The organism is Caballeronia sp. LZ008 (genome assembly GCF_031451435.1).
GTDB classification, from domain to species: domain Bacteria; phylum Pseudomonadota; class Gammaproteobacteria; order Burkholderiales; family Burkholderiaceae; genus Caballeronia; species Caballeronia zhejiangensis.
On the sequence record NZ_JARUXK010000004.1, the window covers coordinates 584,102 to 605,317 of the forward strand.

16 protein-coding genes are annotated in these 21,216 nt (G+C 65.0%); 2 read left to right on the forward strand and 14 right to left on the reverse strand.

Annotation, left to right across the window (positions count from 1 at the left end; all coding sequences use genetic code 11):
- Positions 1-54: 54 nt before the first annotated feature.
- The 9 genes from QCE49_RS27450 to QCE49_RS27490 all read right to left on the reverse strand — a co-directional run bounded on the left by QCE49_RS27450 (position 55) and on the right by QCE49_RS27490 (position 13,563).
- Positions 55-4,560, reverse strand: a complete 4,506-nt coding sequence (locus QCE49_RS27450) for a cellulose biosynthesis protein BcsC (protein ID WP_250460398.1) — start codon at positions 4,558-4,560, stop codon at positions 55-57.
- Positions 4,554-5,696, reverse strand: coding sequence for a cellulose synthase complex periplasmic endoglucanase BcsZ (bcsZ, locus tag QCE49_RS27455; RefSeq protein WP_175979199.1), 1,143 nt, complete (start codon positions 5,694-5,696; stop codon positions 4,554-4,556). The genes QCE49_RS27450 and bcsZ overlap by 7 nt, the downstream gene beginning before the upstream one ends.
- Position 5,697: 1 nt before the next feature.
- Complete coding sequence (bcsB, locus tag QCE49_RS27460) at positions 5,698-8,187, reverse strand: cellulose biosynthesis cyclic di-GMP-binding regulatory protein BcsB (protein ID WP_250460396.1); 2,490 nt, start codon at positions 8,185-8,187, stop codon at positions 5,698-5,700.
- A gap of 2 nt (positions 8,188-8,189) precedes the next feature.
- Entirely contained in the window at positions 8,190-10,406 is a 2,217-nt protein-coding gene (bcsA, locus tag QCE49_RS27465; RefSeq protein ID WP_033537141.1) for a UDP-forming cellulose synthase catalytic subunit, read from the reverse strand.
- The gene (gene bcsQ, locus QCE49_RS27470; protein WP_175979200.1) at positions 10,403-11,191 is read right to left on the reverse strand and encodes a cellulose biosynthesis protein BcsQ; all 789 of its coding nucleotides are present in this window, start codon (positions 11,189-11,191) and stop codon (positions 10,403-10,405) included. The genes bcsA and bcsQ overlap by 4 nt, the downstream gene beginning before the upstream one ends.
- Positions 11,188-11,922, reverse strand: a complete 735-nt coding sequence (gene bcsP / locus QCE49_RS27475; protein ID WP_239295024.1) for a cellulose biosynthesis protein BcsP — start codon at positions 11,920-11,922, stop codon at positions 11,188-11,190. Before bcsP ends, bcsQ begins: the two co-directional genes overlap by 4 nt.
- A gap of 122 nt (positions 11,923-12,044) precedes the next feature.
- A complete protein-coding gene (bcsD, locus tag QCE49_RS27480) occupies positions 12,045-12,500 on the reverse strand; it encodes a cellulose biosynthesis protein BcsD (RefSeq protein WP_008353636.1) in 456 nt (151 codons plus the stop codon).
- A 576-nt stretch (positions 12,501-13,076) separates the two neighbouring features.
- Positions 13,077-13,274 carry a hypothetical protein gene (locus tag QCE49_RS27485; protein ID WP_008353634.1) on the reverse strand — a complete coding sequence of 66 codons (198 nt, stop codon included), beginning with the start codon at positions 13,272-13,274 and terminating at the stop codon, positions 13,077-13,079.
- Between the two features lie 52 nt (positions 13,275-13,326).
- A complete protein-coding gene (locus QCE49_RS27490) occupies positions 13,327-13,563 on the reverse strand; it encodes a hypothetical protein (protein WP_033537140.1) in 237 nt (78 codons plus the stop codon).
- A 153-nt stretch (positions 13,564-13,716) separates the two neighbouring features.
- On the opposite strand from QCE49_RS27490, the gene QCE49_RS27495 reads away from it, so the two are divergent.
- Entirely contained in the window at positions 13,717-14,331 is a 615-nt protein-coding gene (locus tag QCE49_RS27495; RefSeq protein ID WP_250460394.1) for an NAD(P)-dependent oxidoreductase, read from the forward strand.
- Positions 14,332-14,337: 6 nt separating this feature from the next.
- Here QCE49_RS27495 and QCE49_RS27500 read toward each other — a convergent pair whose 3' ends face one another.
- From QCE49_RS27500 to QCE49_RS27520, 5 genes are all read right to left on the reverse strand, one after another.
- Positions 14,338-14,805, reverse strand: a complete 468-nt coding sequence (locus tag QCE49_RS27500; RefSeq protein WP_144403834.1) for a DUF3331 domain-containing protein — start codon at positions 14,803-14,805, stop codon at positions 14,338-14,340.
- A 348-nt stretch (positions 14,806-15,153) separates the two neighbouring features.
- On the reverse strand, positions 15,154-15,990 hold the full coding sequence (locus QCE49_RS27505; protein ID WP_008353631.1) for an ABC transporter permease: 837 nt from the start codon (positions 15,988-15,990) through the stop codon (positions 15,154-15,156).
- A gap of 5 nt (positions 15,991-15,995) precedes the next feature.
- The gene (locus tag QCE49_RS27510; RefSeq protein WP_051079071.1) at positions 15,996-17,267 is read right to left on the reverse strand and encodes an ABC transporter permease; all 1,272 of its coding nucleotides are present in this window, start codon (positions 17,265-17,267) and stop codon (positions 15,996-15,998) included.
- A 64-nt stretch (positions 17,268-17,331) separates the two neighbouring features.
- Positions 17,332-18,366 carry an ABC transporter substrate-binding protein gene (locus QCE49_RS27515; protein WP_409017527.1) on the reverse strand — a complete coding sequence of 345 codons (1,035 nt, stop codon included), beginning with the start codon at positions 18,364-18,366 and terminating at the stop codon, positions 17,332-17,334.
- Between the two features lie 56 nt (positions 18,367-18,422).
- A complete protein-coding gene (locus tag QCE49_RS27520; RefSeq protein ID WP_008353628.1) occupies positions 18,423-19,529 on the reverse strand; it encodes an ABC transporter ATP-binding protein in 1,107 nt (368 codons plus the stop codon).
- Between the two features lie 188 nt (positions 19,530-19,717).
- Here QCE49_RS27520 and QCE49_RS27525 point away from each other — a divergent pair, with 188 nt between their 5' ends.
- Positions 19,718-21,211 carry a PLP-dependent aminotransferase family protein gene (locus QCE49_RS27525; RefSeq protein ID WP_250460392.1) on the forward strand — a complete coding sequence of 498 codons (1,494 nt, stop codon included), beginning with the start codon at positions 19,718-19,720 and terminating at the stop codon, positions 21,209-21,211.
- Positions 21,212-21,216: the final 5 nt, after the last annotated feature.

Here is a 21,216-nt window from a genome sequence, read left to right on the forward strand (position 1 = left end):
CGCTTGCGGCAGTGGATCAAGCCTAGCCGCAAGCGCGGCGCACGCGCAAGAACATCAGTTCGACAGCGACAGATACGGCGAGCTGAACGCCTGCGGCGGAAACACCGGCTGCGCGGCGCCCTGACGCGTGAAGCTGTAGCGCACATAAACGGCGGCGAGCCACTCGCGATACTGATACGCGTTGCCGAACGATGCCGTCGCGCCGAACGCGAGTTGTGGCGCGAGCTGGTATTCGCCCGTCGCGCTGAGCGAATACGACACGCCCGTCTTGCTCTGGCCGGGATAGACCGCGCCCGCATCCGGCGTCGCGCCGGAACTCGCGGCTCGCGCCTGATACGTGCCGTTCGTCGGAAAATAGTCCGACGCGTCCTGCCGATAATGCTGCACGCCGATCGAACCCTTCAGGTCGTACGTGAAAAGCCCCGTGCGTCCCATGTATTCGACCGGGAAGTTCAGGATCACGTACTGCTGCGGGCTGAAGTAGCCGCCTTGGCCATACGTGAAGTACGACAGGTTCTTGTCGTAGTGCATCAGCGTGGTGTTGGCGCCGACGGTCAGCGTCTGGTCGGCATCCTTGATGAGACGCGTGTAGATGCCGCCGCCGCCCTTCACCGCGTTGTTGGTCGCGACCTGATTGCCGTCGAGGAACTGATACGCCGCGTTCACGTAGACGCCGCTCGTGCCGTCGTCCCAGCCGAGGTCGGCGCGCGCGCCCGTCGATGTCACGCCGCCCCATTCGAGGTTCGCGCCCTGATCGCGCGCGCCGGCGTACGAAAGCAGGCTGTCGGTGACGGCGCGGCGGGCGACGGCGAGCGAATACGACACCTTGTCGGTGATCGCGTTCTGATACTGCAATCCGCCGACGACATTGGTCTCGCGAAAGCCGAGCGGCGTCGTGCCGACATCGCCCTTGAAGTTGCGGTTCTCGTAGCCGAGCGAGAGCCCGACGCCCGTCGCCGTCTGCGAGCCGTAGTTGTTGGTCGGCGGCGTGGCGGTCGCGCCGAGGCCGGAGCCGAAGCGCGCGAGCGTGTTCGGCTCGCTGCTCGCGGTGCCGGCGTCGAGCGTGACGGGCGTCGCGCGCACGATGACGTGGCCGTTGCCGGCCTTGATGCGGCCTTCGATGGGCGCTTCGATATCGGTCAGGTTCGAGAGGCCGTCCTCGCCGTCGCGGCTGCGGAAGATGAGGCCGCCGGAAATCGTGCTCGCCTGCTCGCGATTGATCTGCGCGAGTTCCTCCGCGACGCCCGCCGTCTGCGAATTCGCGACCGGCGCCGGAACGCCGCCCGTGCTCATCGTCGCGGCTGCGGCGGCGCGCTGCGCGGGTTGCGCCTGCGACGGGTAATAAGGCTGCGCGTAGCCCGCGGGCGGCTGCGGGATGTACTGCTGCTGCGCGTACTGCGGCGGCGCGTATGGCTGCGGCGCGTACTGTTGCGGCTGCTGGTAATAAGGCTGCTGCTGCGGCGGCGGCGCGCCGTAGGCGTACGGATCGGCGGGACGCGTCGTCGCGGTCTTGGGCGATGACGCCGGCTTCCTCTTCGAGCTGGCGGGCAGCGGCGCGTTGTACGCATTGGCTTGCGCCTCGCGCGCGCCGGGCGACATCGGCCAGGGCTCGGCATACGGATCCTGCGCGGCGTAAGGCTGCTGCTGATACGGCTGCGGTTGATATTGCTGCGGCTGCGGATAAGCCGGCTGATACCCGCCATCCTGTCCCGGATACGGCTGCAACGGCGCGCCCGATTGACCCGAGCCATACGCGTCGGGTCCGTAGCCGCCGCTCGGCACCGGACGCGGCGCGGCGTTGGGCATCGTCATCGGAGCGGAGGACGGCGCGACGTAAGGCACGGAATACGGCGCGGGCTGAGGAGGCGGCAGATAGTTCGGCACGGGCTGCGAATAACCTTGAGGAAGGGCCTGACGATAAGACGCGTCCGATGCGAGCGCCGGGTTCGACGCCGTATCGACGGCCGTCTTGCCTTCGAACGGATTGGTGCCGGGCAGCGGATTCGAGCCGACACGGCTCATCGCGGTTTCCCAGCCGGGCGGGACATTGCCGCGTCCCTGCGCCGACGCCGCCGGCGCGGGCGTATTCGCGGCGACGAGCGAGCGTTGCAGGAACTGCGCGGCGAGATCGAGCTTGCCTTGCGCGCGATACATCCGGCCGATCGCGGCGAGCACGCCCGGATCGTTCGGCGCGGCTTCGTACGCCTGATTCGCGTAGGTCTGAGCGAGCTTGAAATCGCGCACGCCGCTCGCCGCCGACATCGCCGCCGTCTGCAAGCCGATATCGTCCGGACGGCGCGACAGCGCTTTTTGATAGCACGAGAGCGCGTTGCGGTCATCGCCCGCCGATGTGTACATGCGGCCGAGCGCCGCCTGCAGGTCGGCGTTGTCGGGCATCGCGGCGAGCCACGGCGCGATCACGTCGTAGGCGGCGGCGAGATCGCCTTGCCGGCGCACGACATCCGCACGCGCGATGACGATGCCCACGTTCAGATTGTTGAAGTCCGCGCGCTGCTGCGTCGTGAGCGGCATCGATTGCAGGCGGCGCATCACCGAGCCGAGCTCGGCTTCCTGCTGCGTCGCCGACAGAATGCCCGCGTATTGCAGCAGAAGACCGGTGTCGTTCGGCGCATTGGCGATGGCGCCGCGCACGAGCGACAACGCCCGCGCCGGATCGCCCGCCTTGACGTAGGCCGATGCCACCGCGCCCATCAATTCCGCATTGCCCGCCGCAACGGGTTCCGCGCGGCGCAAGATCGCGAACGCCTGCTGACGCTGACCGGACGCAGTGGCGCGCGTTGCGAGATCGGCCTGCTGATGCACCCACAGGCGATGTTGCAACGCGGTCATCGCCGGCGTGCGTTGCGCGGCCGGAATGCGGTCGAGTTGCGCGAGCCCGGCCGGCCAGTCCTGCGTTTCGGCGGAGAGCAGCGCGCTCGCGTAGAGCGCGTCGGTCATGTCGGGATGCGTGGCGAGCAGGCCGTCCATCATGCTGCGCGCATTGCCGACCGCGCCCTGACGCACGTAGATGCGCGCGAGATCGAGCCGCAGCCACGGATCGTCGGGATTGTTGAGCAGCGCGTCTTCGAAGAGACTGCGCGCCGCACCGAGATCGCCGCGTGCTTCCGCCGCGCGCGCCTGTGCCGCCTGCGCTTCGCCGCGCAGCTTGTTGATGCCGCCGGCCTTCGCCTGCTGCTCCGTGTTCAGCCGATTGGCGAACTCGAGCGCTTCGTCGCCGCGCCCTTGCGCGGCCAGTGCGCCGACGAGTCCGCGAATCGCATCGGGATTGTCGGCCTGGCGGCGCAGCGCCATGCGATACGCCGCTTCCGCGCCGCGCGGGTCGCCGTTCGCGAGCAGCATTTCGCCGAGCAGCACTTGCGCGGTGACTTCGGACGGATCGGTTGCGATCGCGCGTTCGAACAGCGCCTTCGCTTGCGCGATCTGGCCGTTGCTGCGCGCGCCGATGGCATCGCTCGTATAGGTCCAGTAGGTCGCGCTCGTGAGCGCGTCTTTCCAGCGCGCCGCATTGCCGGCCCGCGACGCGCGTTCGAGATACGTGCGCGCTTCGGAAAAACGCTCCTGCTTCAACGACGCGACGCCCATGCCGCCGAGCGCATCGGCGTCGTTCGGGTTGCTCGCCAGCACCGACGAAAAACGCGCGCGCGCCGTCACGAGATCGCCGCGATCGAGCGCGGTGAAACCTTCCGCGACGGTCCGTCCGCGCGCATCGACGGCGGCGTCGGCCTGCGAGCGCTCGCGTGCCGATCTGTCCTGCTGCACCATCGAATCGAAGCGCGCTTTGACGGCGGCGTCATCGGGCGCGACTTGCAGATACGCCTGATAAAGCGGCGCATCCGATGCGCGCGCGCCGAGCCACAAGAGCGCCTGCCGCCAGCTTTTTTTCGCGTCGGCGCCGACAGCGCTGTCGCCCGACAGCTTCGCGAGCCGCGCGATGCCGTCGCGCCGCGTCGTATCGCGATACGTCAGATGCTGCGCATAGGCGAGCTGATAGCGCGGCTCGTCGGGATTCTCGCGCGCCAGTTGTTCGAGGCCGCGCCGCGCTTCGTCCCAGCCTTGCGGCGTGGCGGCGAGCGCCTGGTAATACTCCAGCTGAAGTCCGGGCGTCGCGGGCTTGCCGTCGATCGCGCGCTTGTATTCCTGCACCGCCGACGCGCTTTGTCCGCTTTGCGCGAGACGCCGCGCGTCGTTCACGGTCTGATCGCGCGAACTGGTTTCGCCAAGCCGCCGGCCGAGTTCGTCGATGTTCGGATAACTCGGCGCGACCTGGCGCAACTGCGCGAGATACTGCTGCGCGCCGCTGCCGTCCTTGCGATCGGCGAGCACCATGCCCATGCCGAAAAGCGCATCGGGCTGCTTCGGATTGATGCGCAGCACTTTCTGCCACGCCTGTTCCGCGAGATCGCCGCGCTTGTGCGCCTGCCAGTATTTGCCTTGATCGATGAGCACGTTCAGCGGATCGGCGGCGGCCTGCGCGAAGGCCATCGCCGGTGCGGCGCAGATCAGCGCCGCGATCACGCGTTTTCTGGTCTGGATCAGCATGCGCTTCTCCAGTTCGGCACGAGACGGCCGTTTTCATCGAAGCGATATCGACCGTCGATGAAACCGCCGCCAAAGAGACCGAGCACGCGATCGTAATAGACCGGCTCGCGTCCCGCGCCCGGCGGCGCGGTCAGCGCTTCGAGATGCGCGCGCGCGAGGCCCAGGCCGCGTTCGTCGTTGAGCGCCTTGAAGTACGGCGCGAGCGCCGCCCAGTAAGACAGCGGACCTTCGCCCGTCGCCGCGCCGGTCGTCACGTTGACCTTTTCCGGCGGAAAGCCCGCCTGCGCGACGCTCTGGCGCATGCCGCCGAGCGCATCGAGCCACGGACGCGCGAGCGGATCGCCCGGCGACGTCATGCCGGCCCACAGATAGACGCGGATCGCGTCGTAGCTGCCGACATCGCCGTTCTTCGGATCGACGACGAACCGGCCGTTCTGATACGCGGCCCAGTCCGGCGCGTAGCCGCGCGGCGACGTCACCTTGATCGTCTTCGCGGCGCTCTGCGCGAGCTTCGTCCACGGGCCGTCGGGCATGTCGTGCGCGAGCCCGCGCAAAACCGGCAGCGGCAGATAGCTCGGATTCAGCCGCGTCACGTCGCCGATGCGAAAGCCTTGCGGACCGGGCAGAAGCATCGGTCCGAGGCCGGGCAGGTCGACGGTTTCCTGCTTCACGATCTGCGTCGCGAGCGCGTAGGCGAGCTTCGTGTACGCCGGTTCCTTCCACAGGCGACCGGCCTGGAAGAGGTCGTACGCGATCCACACATCCGAGTCCGACGCCGAATTCGGGTCCATCACGCCGAACGAGCCGTCCGGTTTCTTGCCCCATTGCCATGCGGGCAGACGCACGTTATTCGAATCGAACTGATTGGCCGACAAGTTCGTGCGCGTCCAGCCGAGCACCCGGTCGAAGGTCGCGCGGTCGTTGGCGACGAGCGCGAAGAACAGCGCGTAGGACTGGCCTTCGGAGGTCGTCTGCTGCGCTTCGGTCGAGCGGTCGATCACGCGGCCATCGGCCTGAACGACGCGCTCCACGAACAGCCGATACGCGGACCAGTCGCATTGCTGCGCCGCGTTTGCGCCCGTCACGGACGCGGCAATCGTTGCACCAGCGAAAATCTTGGCGGTCGATACCCGCATATCAGTCCCTCAGGCGCCGCGCGGCGATCGAGCGCAGCGTACGGTAGAACAGGGCCGCGATGATGAGCGCGGCGAGCACGCCGGCGAGCACCAGCAGAATCGGATGCGACGACAGCGCCCAGCGCATGTAGTGCATCGGCGAAAGGTGGCCGACGTAGTACGCCTCGCCGTTCGACGTGACCGTCACCGTGCGGCCGTGGATCACGGCCATCGCGCCTTGAATCGACGGCAGCAGGTCGTTGTCGAGCAGGGCGGCGGAAAGATCGGCGTCGGACTGGCCCGCCGCGCTGATGAGCGCCACCGCGCTGCGCCCGTTCTTGAGCGGCGATTCGAAGCCGGTCAGAAGCGCATCGCCGTTCGAGCTGACGAGCGACAAATCCGCGCGCGCGGGCGAGCGTTCCGGGCCTTGCTCGCCATGCCACCAGTCGACGAGCTTGAACGCGACATCGGAAAGCTGGAACGTGCGCGCGTCGCCGTCGCCGGAAAAGGGCATCTGCTTCGCCCAGCGTTGCAGCAGCGGCTGGCGTCCGGGCGAACCAAGGATCAGCAGATCCTTGTCGGCGAAGCGGTCGACGTCGTTCGCGCTCGTGACCGTCACGCCCGTCACCGGATAACCCGTCGATGCGCCCATGCGGCCCATTTCGAGCAGATACAGGCTGTAGTCGGCCGAGTTCGGCTCGTTCGGCAGCACGACCGCCGTCTGCGAAAGATCGGCCATGCGCGTGAACGGGAAGCCGCCGTTGGCGAACGCGGCCAGATCGGGCAGCGCCATGTAGTGCGGGAAACCGGAGAGATCGATGGTCGAATTCGGATCGACCGCGCCGACGACGTTATCGAGCACGCGGCCCTGGCATTCGCCCGTCTTGGGGATGTCGTAATAGAAATGCAGACGCAGTTGCGCGCGCGGCGTGATGAGCAGCGGCGGCAGATAAATCTCGCGGCGCGCGGCGACCGTCTTGTCCGGCATCACGCGGCTGAAGTAGTGACCGAGATCGAACGTCGATGTGGATACGGCCGGAATGCGCAGCGACTGCACGAAGCCATTGTTGACGCTGATATTGAGCGACGAGCGATCCGGCGCGGGCCGCACCGTGTAGCGATAGCCGAGATCGACGGGCACGCCCTTCGTCTGCCACATGAAGAGATCGGGAGGCACGCGCAGATTCACGCGCACGGCATCGGCGTCGTAGCCGTAGGCGGTCAGGTCGCGCGCTTCCGCGAGCTCGCCGAAGCGCACCGGGCGGTCGGTCGGCAGCCAGTTGGGGGCATCGTACGGGCGGCGCGGCTGAAGGTCGTTGAACTGCGTGATCGTCGCGCTCGTGCCGGACAGCGTGTTCTGTCCGACGCCCAGCGCCTTCGCGGCGGTCTTCAGCTCGTTGTCGTCGCGGCCGAGCACGAGCAAGAGACGCCCGCGCGCGTTCGCATCGCGTTCGACGAGCGCGATCGTCGGACCGGAGACAGGCGGAATGTCGACGCCCGCGATCTTCGCATCGCCGATGGCGAACACCACGGCATTGCCCGACAGCGGCACGTTGTCCGTCTGCGCCGGAAAGATCGCGCCGCGATAGCCCGCGAGCGAGCCGAAGTACGACGCGACCATGCCGGCGGCTTCGAGCGTCGGCAGGCTCGGCTTGCCCGCGAACACGAAAGGCAGTTCGAGGCGGCGCACGTCGCGCCGGTCGAAGAACGGAGTCGGCAGCGCGGCGAGATCGGGCTTGTTCGCGATCGACGCATACGTGAGATCGAGCGAACTCGCGTTGCTGACGGTCGCCCAGAGCGTCGAGTTCGACGGATCCTCGCACTGCTGCGTGTAGTGGCCGATCAACTGCACGTTGAGGTGATTGAACTCGGTGATGAAGCGCGGATCGATCGCCACGTCGCGCGCGACCAGCGTGCCGGCCTGTTCTTTCGGCACCGGCAGCGTCGCGGCCACTTCGCCGTTGATGAGCACCTTCAACTGCGAAATCGACGGCAACAGCGACGGCGAATAGCTATAGATCAGATGCAGGATCGCGCCGGTCACGACTTCGTCGCCGCGCACCGAAAACGCGATGCCGTTCTGGCCATCGGTGCCGCGCAGTTGCAGCGGATCGAGCGCGCCGTAATCGGCGAAGGTCAGCGTCTGACGGCGGCCGCCCGGAACCAGCGTGCCGGGATCGGCGGTCGTCGGAATGCGCGACGTGAGCGGCTTCTCGGGCTTGCCGGAAAACGCGGGCACGGGCATCGCGAGCGGCGCTTGCTGAATCGACGCCGGGTTGTAGACGACGGCGGGACTCGGCGCGGGCACGGCGCCGACGCCGGTCGCCTGCTGCGCGCCGCCGGTTGCCGCAGCGCTTTCGGCCGCCGCCGCGATGGACGCGAAGGGCGCGGCGAACGCCGTCTGCAAGGCCACGAAGACGGCCAGCGCGCGTGCAAAGGGTCGTTCGCAAAAACGCGGCGCGCGCTCGCCCGTTTCTTTTTCAACGCGCAACTTCGACATACCGATGCCCATTTTTATTGGTCTTTGGTTTTCAGCTTCTTCACATCGACCGGGCGCTTGTTCATCCAGGTTCGAAGGTCGCTGTACAAGTGCTCGAACAGTCCCGCGATGCCGCGCGTGCCGACGAGCAGCACATGCGACAGGCCGCGCAACGGCGTGTCCGGACGGCGTCCCTCCGACCATCCGGTCCAGGCGTCCGCGCGCGCGAAAGTGGTCTTCACGAAGTCGTATTCCTGCTCGCGCGTGAGTTGCGAGAAGCGCAGGCCGACGCGTCCGGGTTCCGTATAGCCGACCGTCGCCGGAAACGCGTATTCCTCGTCGCCGCGAAAGAGCGAGACGGTGACGCGCTCGTGCATCGGCACTTCGATCTTGCTCGGCAACGCGACGCCGACGCCGCCTTCCGAATAATCGATGGTCTCGCAGGCGAGCGTGCGGCCGGTCGAGAACTTGAGCATGACGGGCATTTTCATCGTGACGCGATGCGTCGCGCGGACCTGCTTGCGCTCGCTCGCCGCCGCCACCGATGCGCCGAGAATCAGCATGTTGTAGACCGTCCAGCAGAGGTTGAGGATGGTCGTGTTCACTTCGCTGCGCACATGCCAGTTGATGGCGATATGCACGATGCCCGCGACGAAGCCGAGCAGATTGAGGAGCAGCAGGAACAGATACGGCCGCGAGATGGACCAGTCGAAGTAATCCTTCGCGATCTGCCCGCCCTTGGCCGTCACGTTGAACTTGCCGAGCTTCGGGTTGATGACGGCGAGCAGCGTCGGCGCGGTGATGTACGACGCGAGCACCGATTCGTACACTTCGGCCCAGAACGAATGGCGGAAGCTGCGCTGCATGCGCGAATTGGTGATGCTCGCGTGCATCATGTGCGGCAGCGCGAAGATCGCGATGGTGCTCGCCGCCGCTTCGATCACATGCGCGCCGAAGAACAGATACGACAGCGGCGCGGTAAGAAACACGAGACGCGGCACGCCGTAGAAGAAGTGCAGCATGCCGTTGAGATAACACAGCCGCTGGCCGATCTTGAGGCCCTTGCCGGTAAGCGGATTGTCGATGCGGAAGATCTGCGTCATGCCGCGCGCCCAGCGGATGCGCTGCCCGATATGCCCTGAAAGACTTTCCGTGGCAAGACCCGCGGCCTGCGGAATCGCGAGGTACGCGGTCGTATAGCCGAGCCGATGCAGCTTGAGCGCCGTATGCGCGTCTTCGGTCACGGTCTCGACCGCGATGCCGCCGATTTCCTCGACCATCGAACGGCGCAGCACGGCGCAGGAGCCGCAAAAGAAGGTCGCGTTCCAGAGATCGTTGCCGTCCTGCACGAGACCGTAGAACAGTTCGCCTTCGTTCGGCACCTTGCGGAACGTGCCGAGATTGCGTTCGAACGGATCGGGCGAGAAGAAATGGTGCGGCGTCTGCAGCATCGACAGCAGCTTGTCGCGCAGGAACCAGCCGAGGCAGATTTGCAGGAAGGAGCGCGTCGGGATGTGATCGCAATCGAAGATCGCGAGGAATTCGCCCTTCGTGATCTTGAGCGCCTCGTTGATGTTGCCCGCCTTCGCGTGACGGTTATGCGTGCGGATCGTCCAGTTGACGCCCACTTCCTCGCAGAATGTCTTGAATTCGGGGCGACGGCCGTCGTCGAGTACGTGGATCGCGAGCTTGTCCGACGGATAGTCGAGCGCGAGCGCCGCGTAGATCGTCGGCTTCACGACGGAAAGCGGCTCGTTGTACGTCGGGATGAATACGTCGACGGTCGGCCACTGGCTGCGGTCGGCCGGCAGCGGCAAGGGCTTTCTCTTCAGCGGCCACGCGGTCTGGAAGTAGCCGAGCATGAGCACGAGGGTCGCGTAGACTTCGGCGGCGACGAGCAACATGCCCCACGCGGCGTCGAGCGGACGTTCCCAGTAAGTCGTTTCCGTGAGCCGCCAGAACATGTAGCGGCCCGACGCGACGATCGACAGCATGATCATCACGAGCGTCGCGTACTGGCCTTGCAGGCGGCGAAAGCCGAGCGCGCAGACGAAGCAGATCGTCGCGAACGCGAGTTGCTGGCCGAACGCGAGCGGCACCGTGACGACGAAGTAAAGCGCGAACGCGGCGAAGAGCGTGAGCAGGATCACGACGATCCGGCTGCTCCAGATGCCTGCATCGACGAAACGTTCGAGGCGCGAGGTCGCGACGCTCACTTCGGTCTCGGGCGACGGGATCTTGGCGGAACTCATGCGAGCTTCCTCGGCGAAGCGGCCATCGCATCGACGGCCGAGAGGAGCCACTCGCCGCACGCGCGCAAATCGGCGGCGGCTTGCGACAGCGGATCGTAGTGGATGAGCGTCGTGTCGCACGCGAGCGATTCGGAGACGCCTTCGTCCTGATGGATGACGCCCGGAAACAGCTTCGTGCCGAGCATGTTGCGCAGCACCTTCAGCACGTCCTTGCTCAATTGACGCGACTGATCGACCTGATTCACGACGTAGCCCTGACCCGCGAAATCGGCGCGCGGCGCGGCGTAGGCGTCGATCATGCGCTCCATGCCGGGGATCGCGGCGTAGGACGCGGCATCGGCCAGCACGACGTTCAGCGCGAAGTTCGCCGCCGTCAGCGCGGTGCGCGTGTAGACGGACGAGCCCGGCGGCGTATCGACGATCACGATGTCGTTGGCGTCGAGCGCGAGCGAACCGAGCGCATGCGCGAGCCACGCCGGATCGCTATCGACGAGCGCCTCGAAGCGGCGGCGGTCGTCTTCGGTCACCGCGCCGTAAGGCAGCACGGTCACGCCGTCGACGCCATCGAACATCACCGTCTGCCAGGGATCGCGGCTGAGCGTCGCGCGCGAGATGCCGTCGATGCTGTCGAGCGGAATGCCGAAGTGCAGGCGCAGCGCGTTCTGCGGATCGAGATCGAGCACGATCACGCGACGATTGCGCGCGGCGAGCACCGACGCCAGATTGGCGGCGAGCGTCGTCTTCCCGACACCGCCTTTCGCGGAAACTACCGTGATGACTTTCATGAGCGTGAGAGGCGGCTCGCGCGAGCGTGCGTGTTCGTGGATTCGTCGCCCTGCGGACGGGCGTGGCGCAGGCGCTCGAACATGGCGTCGAGCGAGTTCGCGGACGCGCTCGGCGCGCTCTGCGTTTGCGGCTTGAAGAGCTTGCCGAGGATCGATTGCGGCGCGGCGGGCGCAGCGGCTGTCACCGGCGCAACTTGCGCAGGCGTGCGGCGCGCCGCGAAGTCCGTTCCGAACGAGGCGGCGGGGCGCGCGAGTTCAGTAGCGTTCGATTCGACCGGCGGGACCATTGTATGAACCGGCGCTGCGTTCGTCTTGGACACGGTCGCCGAATCTGGAATCGTTTCCGTTTGCGCCGGCGCCGATTCGCCGAGCACCGAAAAGCGCAGCGCGCTCAACGACTCCGCCGCCGGCGGATTGACGGCCGGAATCGTGCGGCGATGCGGCCGCGTGAAGAGAGGCTGCCTGCCGCGATGGATCGGCGTCGGCTTGTCGGCATGGTGAGCGGCGGGCGGGGCGGCGGCTTCGTCCGGGCGCGCCCGCGCGGCGTTCGGCTGCACGTCGTGGCGCGGCGCGATCTCCGGAATCGCCGGCTGCGCGAAGTCGAGCGTGGCAAGCAGCGGCCAGCGGGTGCGGGCCGTCGTGGCCTCCTTCTCCCGGCCGATTTCCTGATAGTCGCCTGCATTGCCGCCGAAATGATCGAAGAGCTTCTCGATATCGCGCGAAGTATTCATGATGCCGCTTCCTCGTCGTGCCTGTTCTTGATGCCTGGCCGGTGCTGCCTGTTTTTAGCTGCCCGTTCGGGGCGGTCGATGCCGCCGCGTCGAGGCGGCGGTCGCAATGTGCTGAAGATGCTTCAGGCCGCGACGCGCGCGAGCCTGAATTCGATGGCCGCGTCGTCGCCGAAGTCGCTCGCCTGACGGATCGCGAGTCCTTGTGCGCCGAGCCCGGCGAGCCATCGCTGATACGCGCCTTCGAGGAACGCGGGCGTCCATGCGAGCGCGCTTTCGCCGAAGGCGGGCAGCGGCGCGCAGAAATGCACGATGCTCAGATAGTCGCGCTCGTCGGAGAGCTCGACGAAGCCCCAGTCGGTGTCATGCCACAGCGCGTTGAGCGCGTCGGCGAGCGCCGACGTGGAATCGCAGGGCGGCAGCGGCCGGGCTTCGGCGAAGCGGCTGCCGACGTTGTGCATCAGTTGACGCAGTTCGTTGCGCCCGATCTGCGCTTCGAACTCCTCCGCGAGCGCTGCCAAAAGGCCGCGCCATTGTCTGGAAATCTGACTGTCCAACAGATAATCGAAAATAGCGGCCATGTTTTGTTCGGCAGGGCGTGAGCCGCCGCGCGTGGTTGATCGGTCCTGCAGACTTGTTTGCGTTCTCGCGGGGGACTGCCGAGCCGCGACGATGGATCCGGACGTTTGTCCAGGCGCTATGACACGTCTGAACTTACTTCAATGCAGTTGTTTTCGCCAGTAGAAACACTAGCAGAGGATTTTTTGTCGGATCGGGCGATCAGGACGCAGCAGACGACCCAATTCGGGCGTTCGGCCCTCGCGGGGATGGACGAAATATCGACAGACGCGCGCTATTCCGAAGTCGGATTCGGGCTCGCCCGCAACGGCGGCGGAAGTGTACCATCTCGTTAATGAGCAAAATCAGAGCGTTGGCTCTGAATCACACCGATTGACTTTTCGCGAAACGGCGCAGCCACGGCGTGAACTAAGCCATTGTTTTGTCTGATTAAACGGCCTAAACGCAATCGGACGCGTTGCGGGGCATTTATCTCCCGCAGGCAACGGCCGACAGGCAATCGAAACGCCGCTTCAAAGGGTTTCGCAAGGCCAAAAAAAACGCCCCGAATGGGGCGTTTCGTATGACGTTTAGAACGTTCAGGGATTCGCGCGTACGGCGTCCCTGACTGCGTCCATCACAATGCCGTAATTGAGCGGGATGTCCAGCGAATCGGAGTAGCCGGGTTCGTCGGCGGACTCCTTGGGGACAGCGTGAACCGGAATCGGTTCGTAGGCGGTTTCGCCTGCCGGATTGTCGCGTCCTTCGATGGCACCCTGCAATTGCGGATTCTTCACGGTTAACTCCTTCCGGTAATGGAGCGGCGAGGAACTGCAATATAAACCAATGTCATGACATTTTGGCGACTTCGATTTGGAAACTCGCTCCGAAACTGCTGCGGGCGGCGCGCCGGTAATCGCCGCTGTCGCGCATCTCGAAAGAGTGCGGGGCCTCTAGTTTAATGGTGCGGCGCGCCTCCGAAAGCGCCGTTTCATTATGACGATCGCATGCCGATATTGCGCCCGCCTCGCGAATTCGGCCCGGAAATTGCATGAGTCCATGTTTATCAGGTAAGTTTTTAATCATCGCCGCACGCTATTCGATTCTACGAATCGGTATTCTCCGGAAACAAACTCCATCGAAAGCGTCGGCTGTGGCGCCGGTTATTTCGCTCTATCATCAACCGCGCGGTCGGATCACGCCGGCGCGCCTGCCGCACATGCAAAGGAGAAAGTGGCAATGAGCAGAATCGCGATCATCGGGGCGACGGGCAATGTCGGCAGCCGTCTGGTACAAGAATCGTTGCGCCGCGGACACACGGTCACGGCGATCGCTCGCGATACGTCCGGGCTCGCGCAGCGCGATGGCCTCACTCCGCTGAACGTCGACGCGCTCGATGCCGCCGCGCTCGCCGCCGCGCTCGCCGGACACGACGCCGCGTTCAGCGCGACGCGCTTCGCCACGGTCTCCGAGCCGGCCATCGTGGAGCCGGTGAAGCGGGCGGGGGTGCGGCGCCTGCTGGTCGTGGGCGGCGCGGGCAGCCTGTACGCGGCGCCCGGCCAGCGCGTGCTCGATTTGCCCGATTTCCCCCCGGCGTACAAACCGGAAGCTACGGCGGGCGCGGCATTTCTCGACGCGTTGCGGCGCGAACGCGACGTCGACTGGACGTTCATCTCGCCGTCGGCGGAATTCGTACCGGGTCCGCGGACGCAGAAATTCCGGCTCGGCGTCGACGAATTGCTCGTCGACGGCAGCGGCCGTAGCTGGATTTCGTTCGATGATTACGCGATCGCGTTTCTGAACGAGTTCGAACGCGAATCGCACATCAAACAGCGCATCACCATCGGATATTGAACGCTGTCAGCCGTGCAAATCGACTTCCATTTGCTCGGCGTCTTTGGGCATCGCGGCGGCCAGAATCATCGCGGATGCGTTTTGCGGCTTCGGATCGCGCTGCGACGGCCGATAAACCTGATCCCCGCGATGAATCGGCATTCCCGATAGCGAGCACACGCCTTCGGCCGTCGCCGTGGTTGCGCGCCAGCCCTGATAGCCGTAGTGGCACGTACCGGGATCGGACCAGTACACGAGCGCCGTCGCGCTGCTCGGGCGCTCGATCACGCGCACGATGGCTTGCGGAAACGGCAGCCGATCATCCGAATGATGCGGATGCGTGCGATTCCAGTCGCGCGTCAGGCGTTCGAGAAACGCGCTCTCCGCGCGGGCGGATTTCTGGGAAGGCGCGGTGCGGGCGATATCCGTGGGCATCGCCTCGAGCAGGTGAACCGTCTGTGACCACGGGTCCGCTCTTTTCGTAAAAGCTGTCATGGCATTGTTCCAGGCTTTGACTCGACCTAGAACGTACGTCATTAAGCATATTCCGATAAATACCGCATCAGTGAATACACTATCCCGTTGCTGCGAATAATCGGGCGGCAACACAAGCGACCCTTCGTCGCGCCTTGGTGGGCGGGCGTTTAAGCGATTCGTAAGCTCGCTCGCGGGCCGGTGCAGACCGAAAAATCGATCGGAATCTCCCTCGTTCGCGAGGGTTTTGCGCGATTTGTACGGCAAGCGCACCTGGCGCGGATGCGAGAGCGACAGCGAGGCCCCGATCGGAGCCTCGCGGGATGGGCCCTTCGCATAGTCCGCGATGCGCGTCGCGGACCGGCCAATTTACGCGACGGCGCGCGCCGCCGCGCGGCCTCGCAGCCACTCCAACGCGAGCAGCAGGCTCGTCGAGAACACGATGAGAATCGTTGCGAGCGCCGCTATCGTCGGGCTGATATTTTCGCGGATGCCGGTGAACATCTGGCGTGGCAGCGTCGTCTGGTCGGCGCCGGCGAGAAAGAGCGTGACCACGACTTCGTCGAACGAAGTGGCGAACGCGAACAGCGCGCCCGAAATCACGCCCGGCGCGATGACCGGCAGCGTCACGCGGAAGAACGTCTTGAGCGGGCTCGCGCCGAGCGACTGACTCGCGCGCACGAGATTGTGGTTGAAGTTCTGCAACGTCGCGCCGACGGTCGTCACGACGAAGGGCACGCCGAGCGCCGCGTGCGCCAGAATCAGCCCGAAATACGTGTTCGCGATGCCGAGCGGTGCAAAAAACAGATACATGCCGACGCCGACGACGATCACCGGCACGATCATCGGCGAGATGAGCACGGCCATCAGCACGCTCTTGCCGATGAAATTCGCCTTCGTCAGTCCGACCGCGGCGAGCGTGCCGAGGATCGTCGCGACGAGCGTTGCCGAAGGTGCAACGATGAAGCTGTTCTTCGCCGCCATGCGCCATTCCTGCGACATGACGAGATTGTGATACCAGCGCATCGACCAGCCCGGAATCGGATAGACGAGGAACGTGCTCGACGAGAACGACAGCGGCACGATTGCGAGCACAGGCAGGATCAGATACAGGAGCGTCAGCACGCACAGGATGCGCAGCGCGAAATACCAGATGCGCTCTATCGCGGACGTGTGGGGCGCGAACATCGGTTTGGCGAGTTTCATCTTCTTTACCCCAGGCTCACGTTCGCGCGCGTGAAGCGGCCGTAGACCACGTAGAGCAGCAGCGTCGCGGCGAGCAGTAGCGCGCCGAGCGCGCACGCCATGCCCCAGTTGATCGTTACGTTGGTGAAGTAGGCGATGTAATAGCTGACCATCTGATCGTTCGGCCCGCCGAGGAGCGCCGGCGTGATGTAATACCCGATGGCGAGAATGAACACGAGCAGCACGCCCGCGCCGATGCCCGGATACGTCTGCGGCACGTACACGCGCCAGAACGCGGCGAACGGATGACTGCCGAGCGACACGGCCGCGCGCTGATACGTCGGCGGCACGGATTTCATGACGCTGTAGAGCGGCAGGATCATGAACGGCAGCAGGATATGCGTCATCGAGATATACACGCCGACACGATTGAACAGCAGCGCGAGCGGCGAGCCGATCAGTCCCGCGCCGATCAGCGCCGTGTTCACGAGGCCCTCGCTTTGCAGCAGCACGATCCACGCGGCGACGCGCACCAGTACCGACGTCCAGAACGGGATCAGCACGAGCACCATCACGAGGTTGGCGCGGCGTTCGGGCAGCGTCGAAATCCAGTACGCGAGCGGATAGCCGAGCAGCAAGGCAAACAGCGTCACGCCGACGCCGATCACGAACGTGCGGCCGAATACGTTCAGATAGATCGATTGATCCGGGTCCGCATGGACGATATTGCCGAAGCCGTCCTGCTTGTGATCCAGCGACGCGAGGACATAGAACGGCGAATAGCGGCCGGCGTTTTTCGCGATCGCCTGCCAATAGGCGGGATCGTTCCAGCGCTCGTCGAGTTCGACGATCTTCGACTTGATCTGCGCGGCGGGCAGTGGCTTGCCGTCGTCGCCGGTGAGCGGCATCGCGCGCGCGGTCTTCGCGACGAGCGAGCGGTAGCCCGGAATCTCGGTGTTCAGCCGGCGGGCGAGGGCGCCCATCGATTCGCCTTCGGAAATCGCGGTCAAATCCTGCGCGAGCGCGGCATACGCTTCATCGGATGGCGGCGTCTTGCGGTCCCATTTCGCGAGCGCGGCGCCGGTGTGCGGCAGCGCATTGGCCACTTCGGGATTTTCGATGGCGCGTGTGAGCAGCGCGCCGATCGGCACGACGAAAATCAGAAACAGGAAGATGGCGAGCGGCGCGATCAGCGCGAGCGCCATCGCGCGCTTTTTCGCATCGGCGATCTTCAGTTCGCGCTTCAGACGCGCGCTCGATTCGCGCGATTCTTCCGCGGGGATCGTCATGGTGTTCACGCTTGTGTCTCCTTCTTGACGGTCGCGCCTCCTGGCGACGCGCGACCGTCGCGCCAGCCAGTGCTTACTTCGACGCCCACGCGGTAAAGCGCTGCTCGAGCTCGTCCCCGTGATCGGTCCAGAACGCCATGTCCTGCAGCACGGCGTTCTTCGCGTTCTCAGGCGAGTTCGGCATGTCGGCCTTGGTCTTCGCGTCGAGCGCGGCGATCGCGGCCTTGTTCACCGGGCCGTACGCGATGTTCTTCGCATAGGTTTCCTGCGGCTTCTGCGACACCGAATACGCGATGAACTGCTGCGCCACGTCCTTGTTCGGCGAGCCCTTCGGAATCGCCCAGTAGTCGAGGTCGTAGATGCTGCCGTTCCAGACGACCTTCAGGTTCTTGCCTTCCTTGCGCGCCGCGTCGATACGGCCGTTGTACGCGGTGGACATCACGACATCGCCCGCGACGAGGAATTGCGGCGGCTGCGCGCCCGCTTCCCACCACTGAATCGACGGCTTGAGTTCGTCGAGCTTCTTGAATGCGCGATCCGCGCCCGCCTTGGTGCCGAGCACCTTGTAGACGTCCTTCGGCGCGACGCCGTCGGCCATCAGCGCGAATTCGAGGTTGTAGCGCGCGCCCTTGCGCATGCCACGCTTGCCGGGGAATTTCTTCGTGTCCCAGAAGTCCGCCCAGCCGGCCGGAGCGGTCTTCAGCTTGTCGCCGTTGTAGGCGAGCGCGGTGGACCACACGAAGAAGCCGACGCCGCAGGTTTGCGGCGATTCGGGCACGAGATCGGATTTCTTCGCGATCTTCGACCAGTCGAGCTTTTCATAGAGACCTTCGTCGCAGCCGCGGCCGAGATCGCCGGATTCCACTTCGACGACGTCCCAGTTGACGTGCTTCGCTTCGACCATCGCCTTGACCTTGGCCTGCTCGCCGTTGTATTCGACGGCCGTGACCTTGTTCTTCGACGACTGCTCGAAGGGCTGGTTGAACGCGACTTTCTGCGCGTCGCCGTTCGCGCCGCCGAAGTTGACGACGGTGATTTCCGCCGCGCCCGACACTGCCGACGCGCATGCGAGCGCCGCCGCCATGGAACACAAAGCGAACTTCTTCATGATGGTTTCCTCTCTTCTTCGACTTGGTTTTGTCAGTGGACCTACGGTTGGGAAGTTCAGGCGAACACGCGCAGATGCTCGGGCGCGAATTCGAGCGCGACGGGCGCGCCGGGCGTGAAGCCGTCGAGCGCGGGCGTGCCGAGCGGCACCTTGACGAAGCATTCGTCCTGTTCGCGCACGCCGCAGCGCATGCGAACGTGGTCGCCGAAATAGATGAGGCTTTTCGCTTCGCCGGACAGCGCGTTGATGTTGCCGTTCGCATGGCCGTTGCCTTGCGTGAGATCCGTGAGCTTCATGCGTTCGGGCCGGATGCACGCAATCGCTTCCGCGCCGGGCTTCGCGTTCGCGACATTGAGCCCGGACACGCGCGTGCCGTCGGCTAAACGGATCTCGCAGAACTCGCCCTGAATCTGTTCGATGGTCCCGCGCAGCCGGTTACTGTCGCCGATGAAGTTCGCGACGAACTCGTTGCACGGCGCTTCATACAGATGATCGACGGTGTCGAGCTGCTGCACGATGCCCTTGTCGAATACGGCGACGCGGTCGGACATGGTGAGCGCTTCGCCCTGATCGTGCGTGACGTAGACGAACGTGACGCCGAGCTTCTCGTGCAGCGCCTTGAGTTCGATCTGCATGTGCTCGCGCAACTGCTTGTCGAGCGCGCCGAGGGGTTCGTCCATCAGCACGAGCTTGGGTTCGAACACGAGCGCGCGGGCGAGCGCGATACGCTGCTGCTGCCCGCCGGAAAGCTGCGCCGGATAACGCTTCGCGAAGCTCTCCATGCGAACCATCTTGAGCGCGTTGTTCACGCGATGCGCGCGCTCTTCGGCGGACATCTTCCGAACGGTCAGCGGATATTCGACGTTCTGCTGCACCGAAAGATGCGGAAAGAGCGCGTAGTTCTGAAACACCATGCCGATGTCGCGCTTGTGCGGCGGCACTTTGTTGAGCAACTTGCCGTCGAGCCAGATCTCGCCGCCGGTCGGGAACTCGAAGCCGGCGAGCATCATGAGACAGGTCGTCTTGCCCGAGCCGGATGGCCCGAGCAGCGTGAGAAATTCGCCCTGATAGATGTCGAGATCGAGCGATTTGACGACGAGCGTTTCGCCGTCGTACGTCTTTCGAACGCCGCGAAAACTGACGATCACCTGATCGGATTTCATCTGTCCGTGTCTCCTTCGGAAAAACCCTGTTGCCTACTGCCGGACGGCTGCCGACGCGCGGAAATTATTTCCACTACCTGCGCTAACTATAGCCCGCCACGGTTCTACAATGTGGAGCCATTTCAATATTCAAAATAGAACCACTTGAGGGTGACCGGAATAGTGGTTTTCATGCGATGGGAGATACCGTGGATACGATCATCCTGGCCGACTGGCTGAGCGCGCGGCTCGATCGCACGGCCGCCGAGCCGATGTACCGGCAAGTGCTCGAACTGATGCAGCAGGCCATTCTCACGAGCCAGCTCGCGCCGGGCACGAAGTTGCCGAGTTCGCGCACGCTCGCGATCGATCTCGGCATCGCGCGCAATACCGTCCTGCATGTCTACGATCAGCTCACGGCCGAAGGCTATGTGAATTCGACGACCGGCAGCGGCACGTATGTCGCCGACACCGCGCCGCGCGATGGCGTCGCGAAGAAAGCGAAAGCCGAGGAAACGAGGGCGTCGTGCACGATCTCGCGGCGCGGCGAGCGCCTGATCGCGCAGGCGGGCGTGTCGCCGAAACAGTGGGGCGCGTTCATGCCCGGCGTGCCGGACGTCGCCGAGTTTCCGGCACGCACATGGAGCCGCTTGCAGGCGCGTCTATGGAAGCGCGCGAACCCCGATCTGCTGACGTATGCGCCGGGCGGCGGCTATCGTCCGCTGCGGCGTGCGTTGTCGGATTATTTGCGCGTCGCGCGCTCCGTGAAGTGTCAGCCGGACCAGATCATCATCACGACCGGCATTCATCAGTCGATCGATCTCGCCGTGCGCCTGCTCACCGATTTCGGCGATCGCGCGTGGGTCGAGGAGCCGTGCTACTGGGGCGCGCGCAGCGTGCTGCAATCGTCGGGGCTGACGCTCGTGCCGATTCCCGTCGACGAGGAAGGGCTCAATCCGGCCGCGCGCGACATGACCGAGCCGCCGCGCATCGCGCTCGTGACGCCGTCGCATCAATATCCGCTCGGCATGGTGATGAGTCTCGCGCGGCGTCGCGCGCTGCTCGAGTTCGCGCGCCAGCACAAGGTGTGGATCATCGAGGACGATTACGACAGCGAGTTCCGCTACGGCAGCCGGCCGCTTTCGTCGTTGCAGGGACTCGACGACGCGGGGCAGGTGATCTATGTCGGCAGTCTCGGCAAGATGCTTTATCCCGGCTTGCGCATGGGTTACATGGTCGTGCCGGAGGAGCTTGTCGAAACGTTTCGCATCGGCGTGGCGGAACTGTATCGCGAAGGGCAACTGATGCAGCAGGCGGTGCTGACCGAGTTCATTCTCGACGGGCATCTGACGTCGCATGTGCGGCGCATGCGCGGACTGTACGGCGAGCGTCGCGAATTGCTGATCAACGCGATCCGCGCGCGTTTCGGCGATACGCTCGCCGTGCGCGGCGACGAAGCCGGACTGCATTTCGTGCTCGAACTGCCGCAGTTCGTCGACGATCGCGCGGTCGCCGCCGATGCGCTGGCGGCCGGCGTCGTCACGCGCCCACTGGTCAATTACTTCATGAACCGCGACGAGGCGTTGCGCGGTTTGATGCTTGGCTACGCGTGCGTGCCGAATCATGACATCGCGCCGAATTTCGCGAAGCTCGCCGATGTGATCGAGCACGCAATGGCGCCCATGCAGGTCGCGCAGGCATGAAGCCG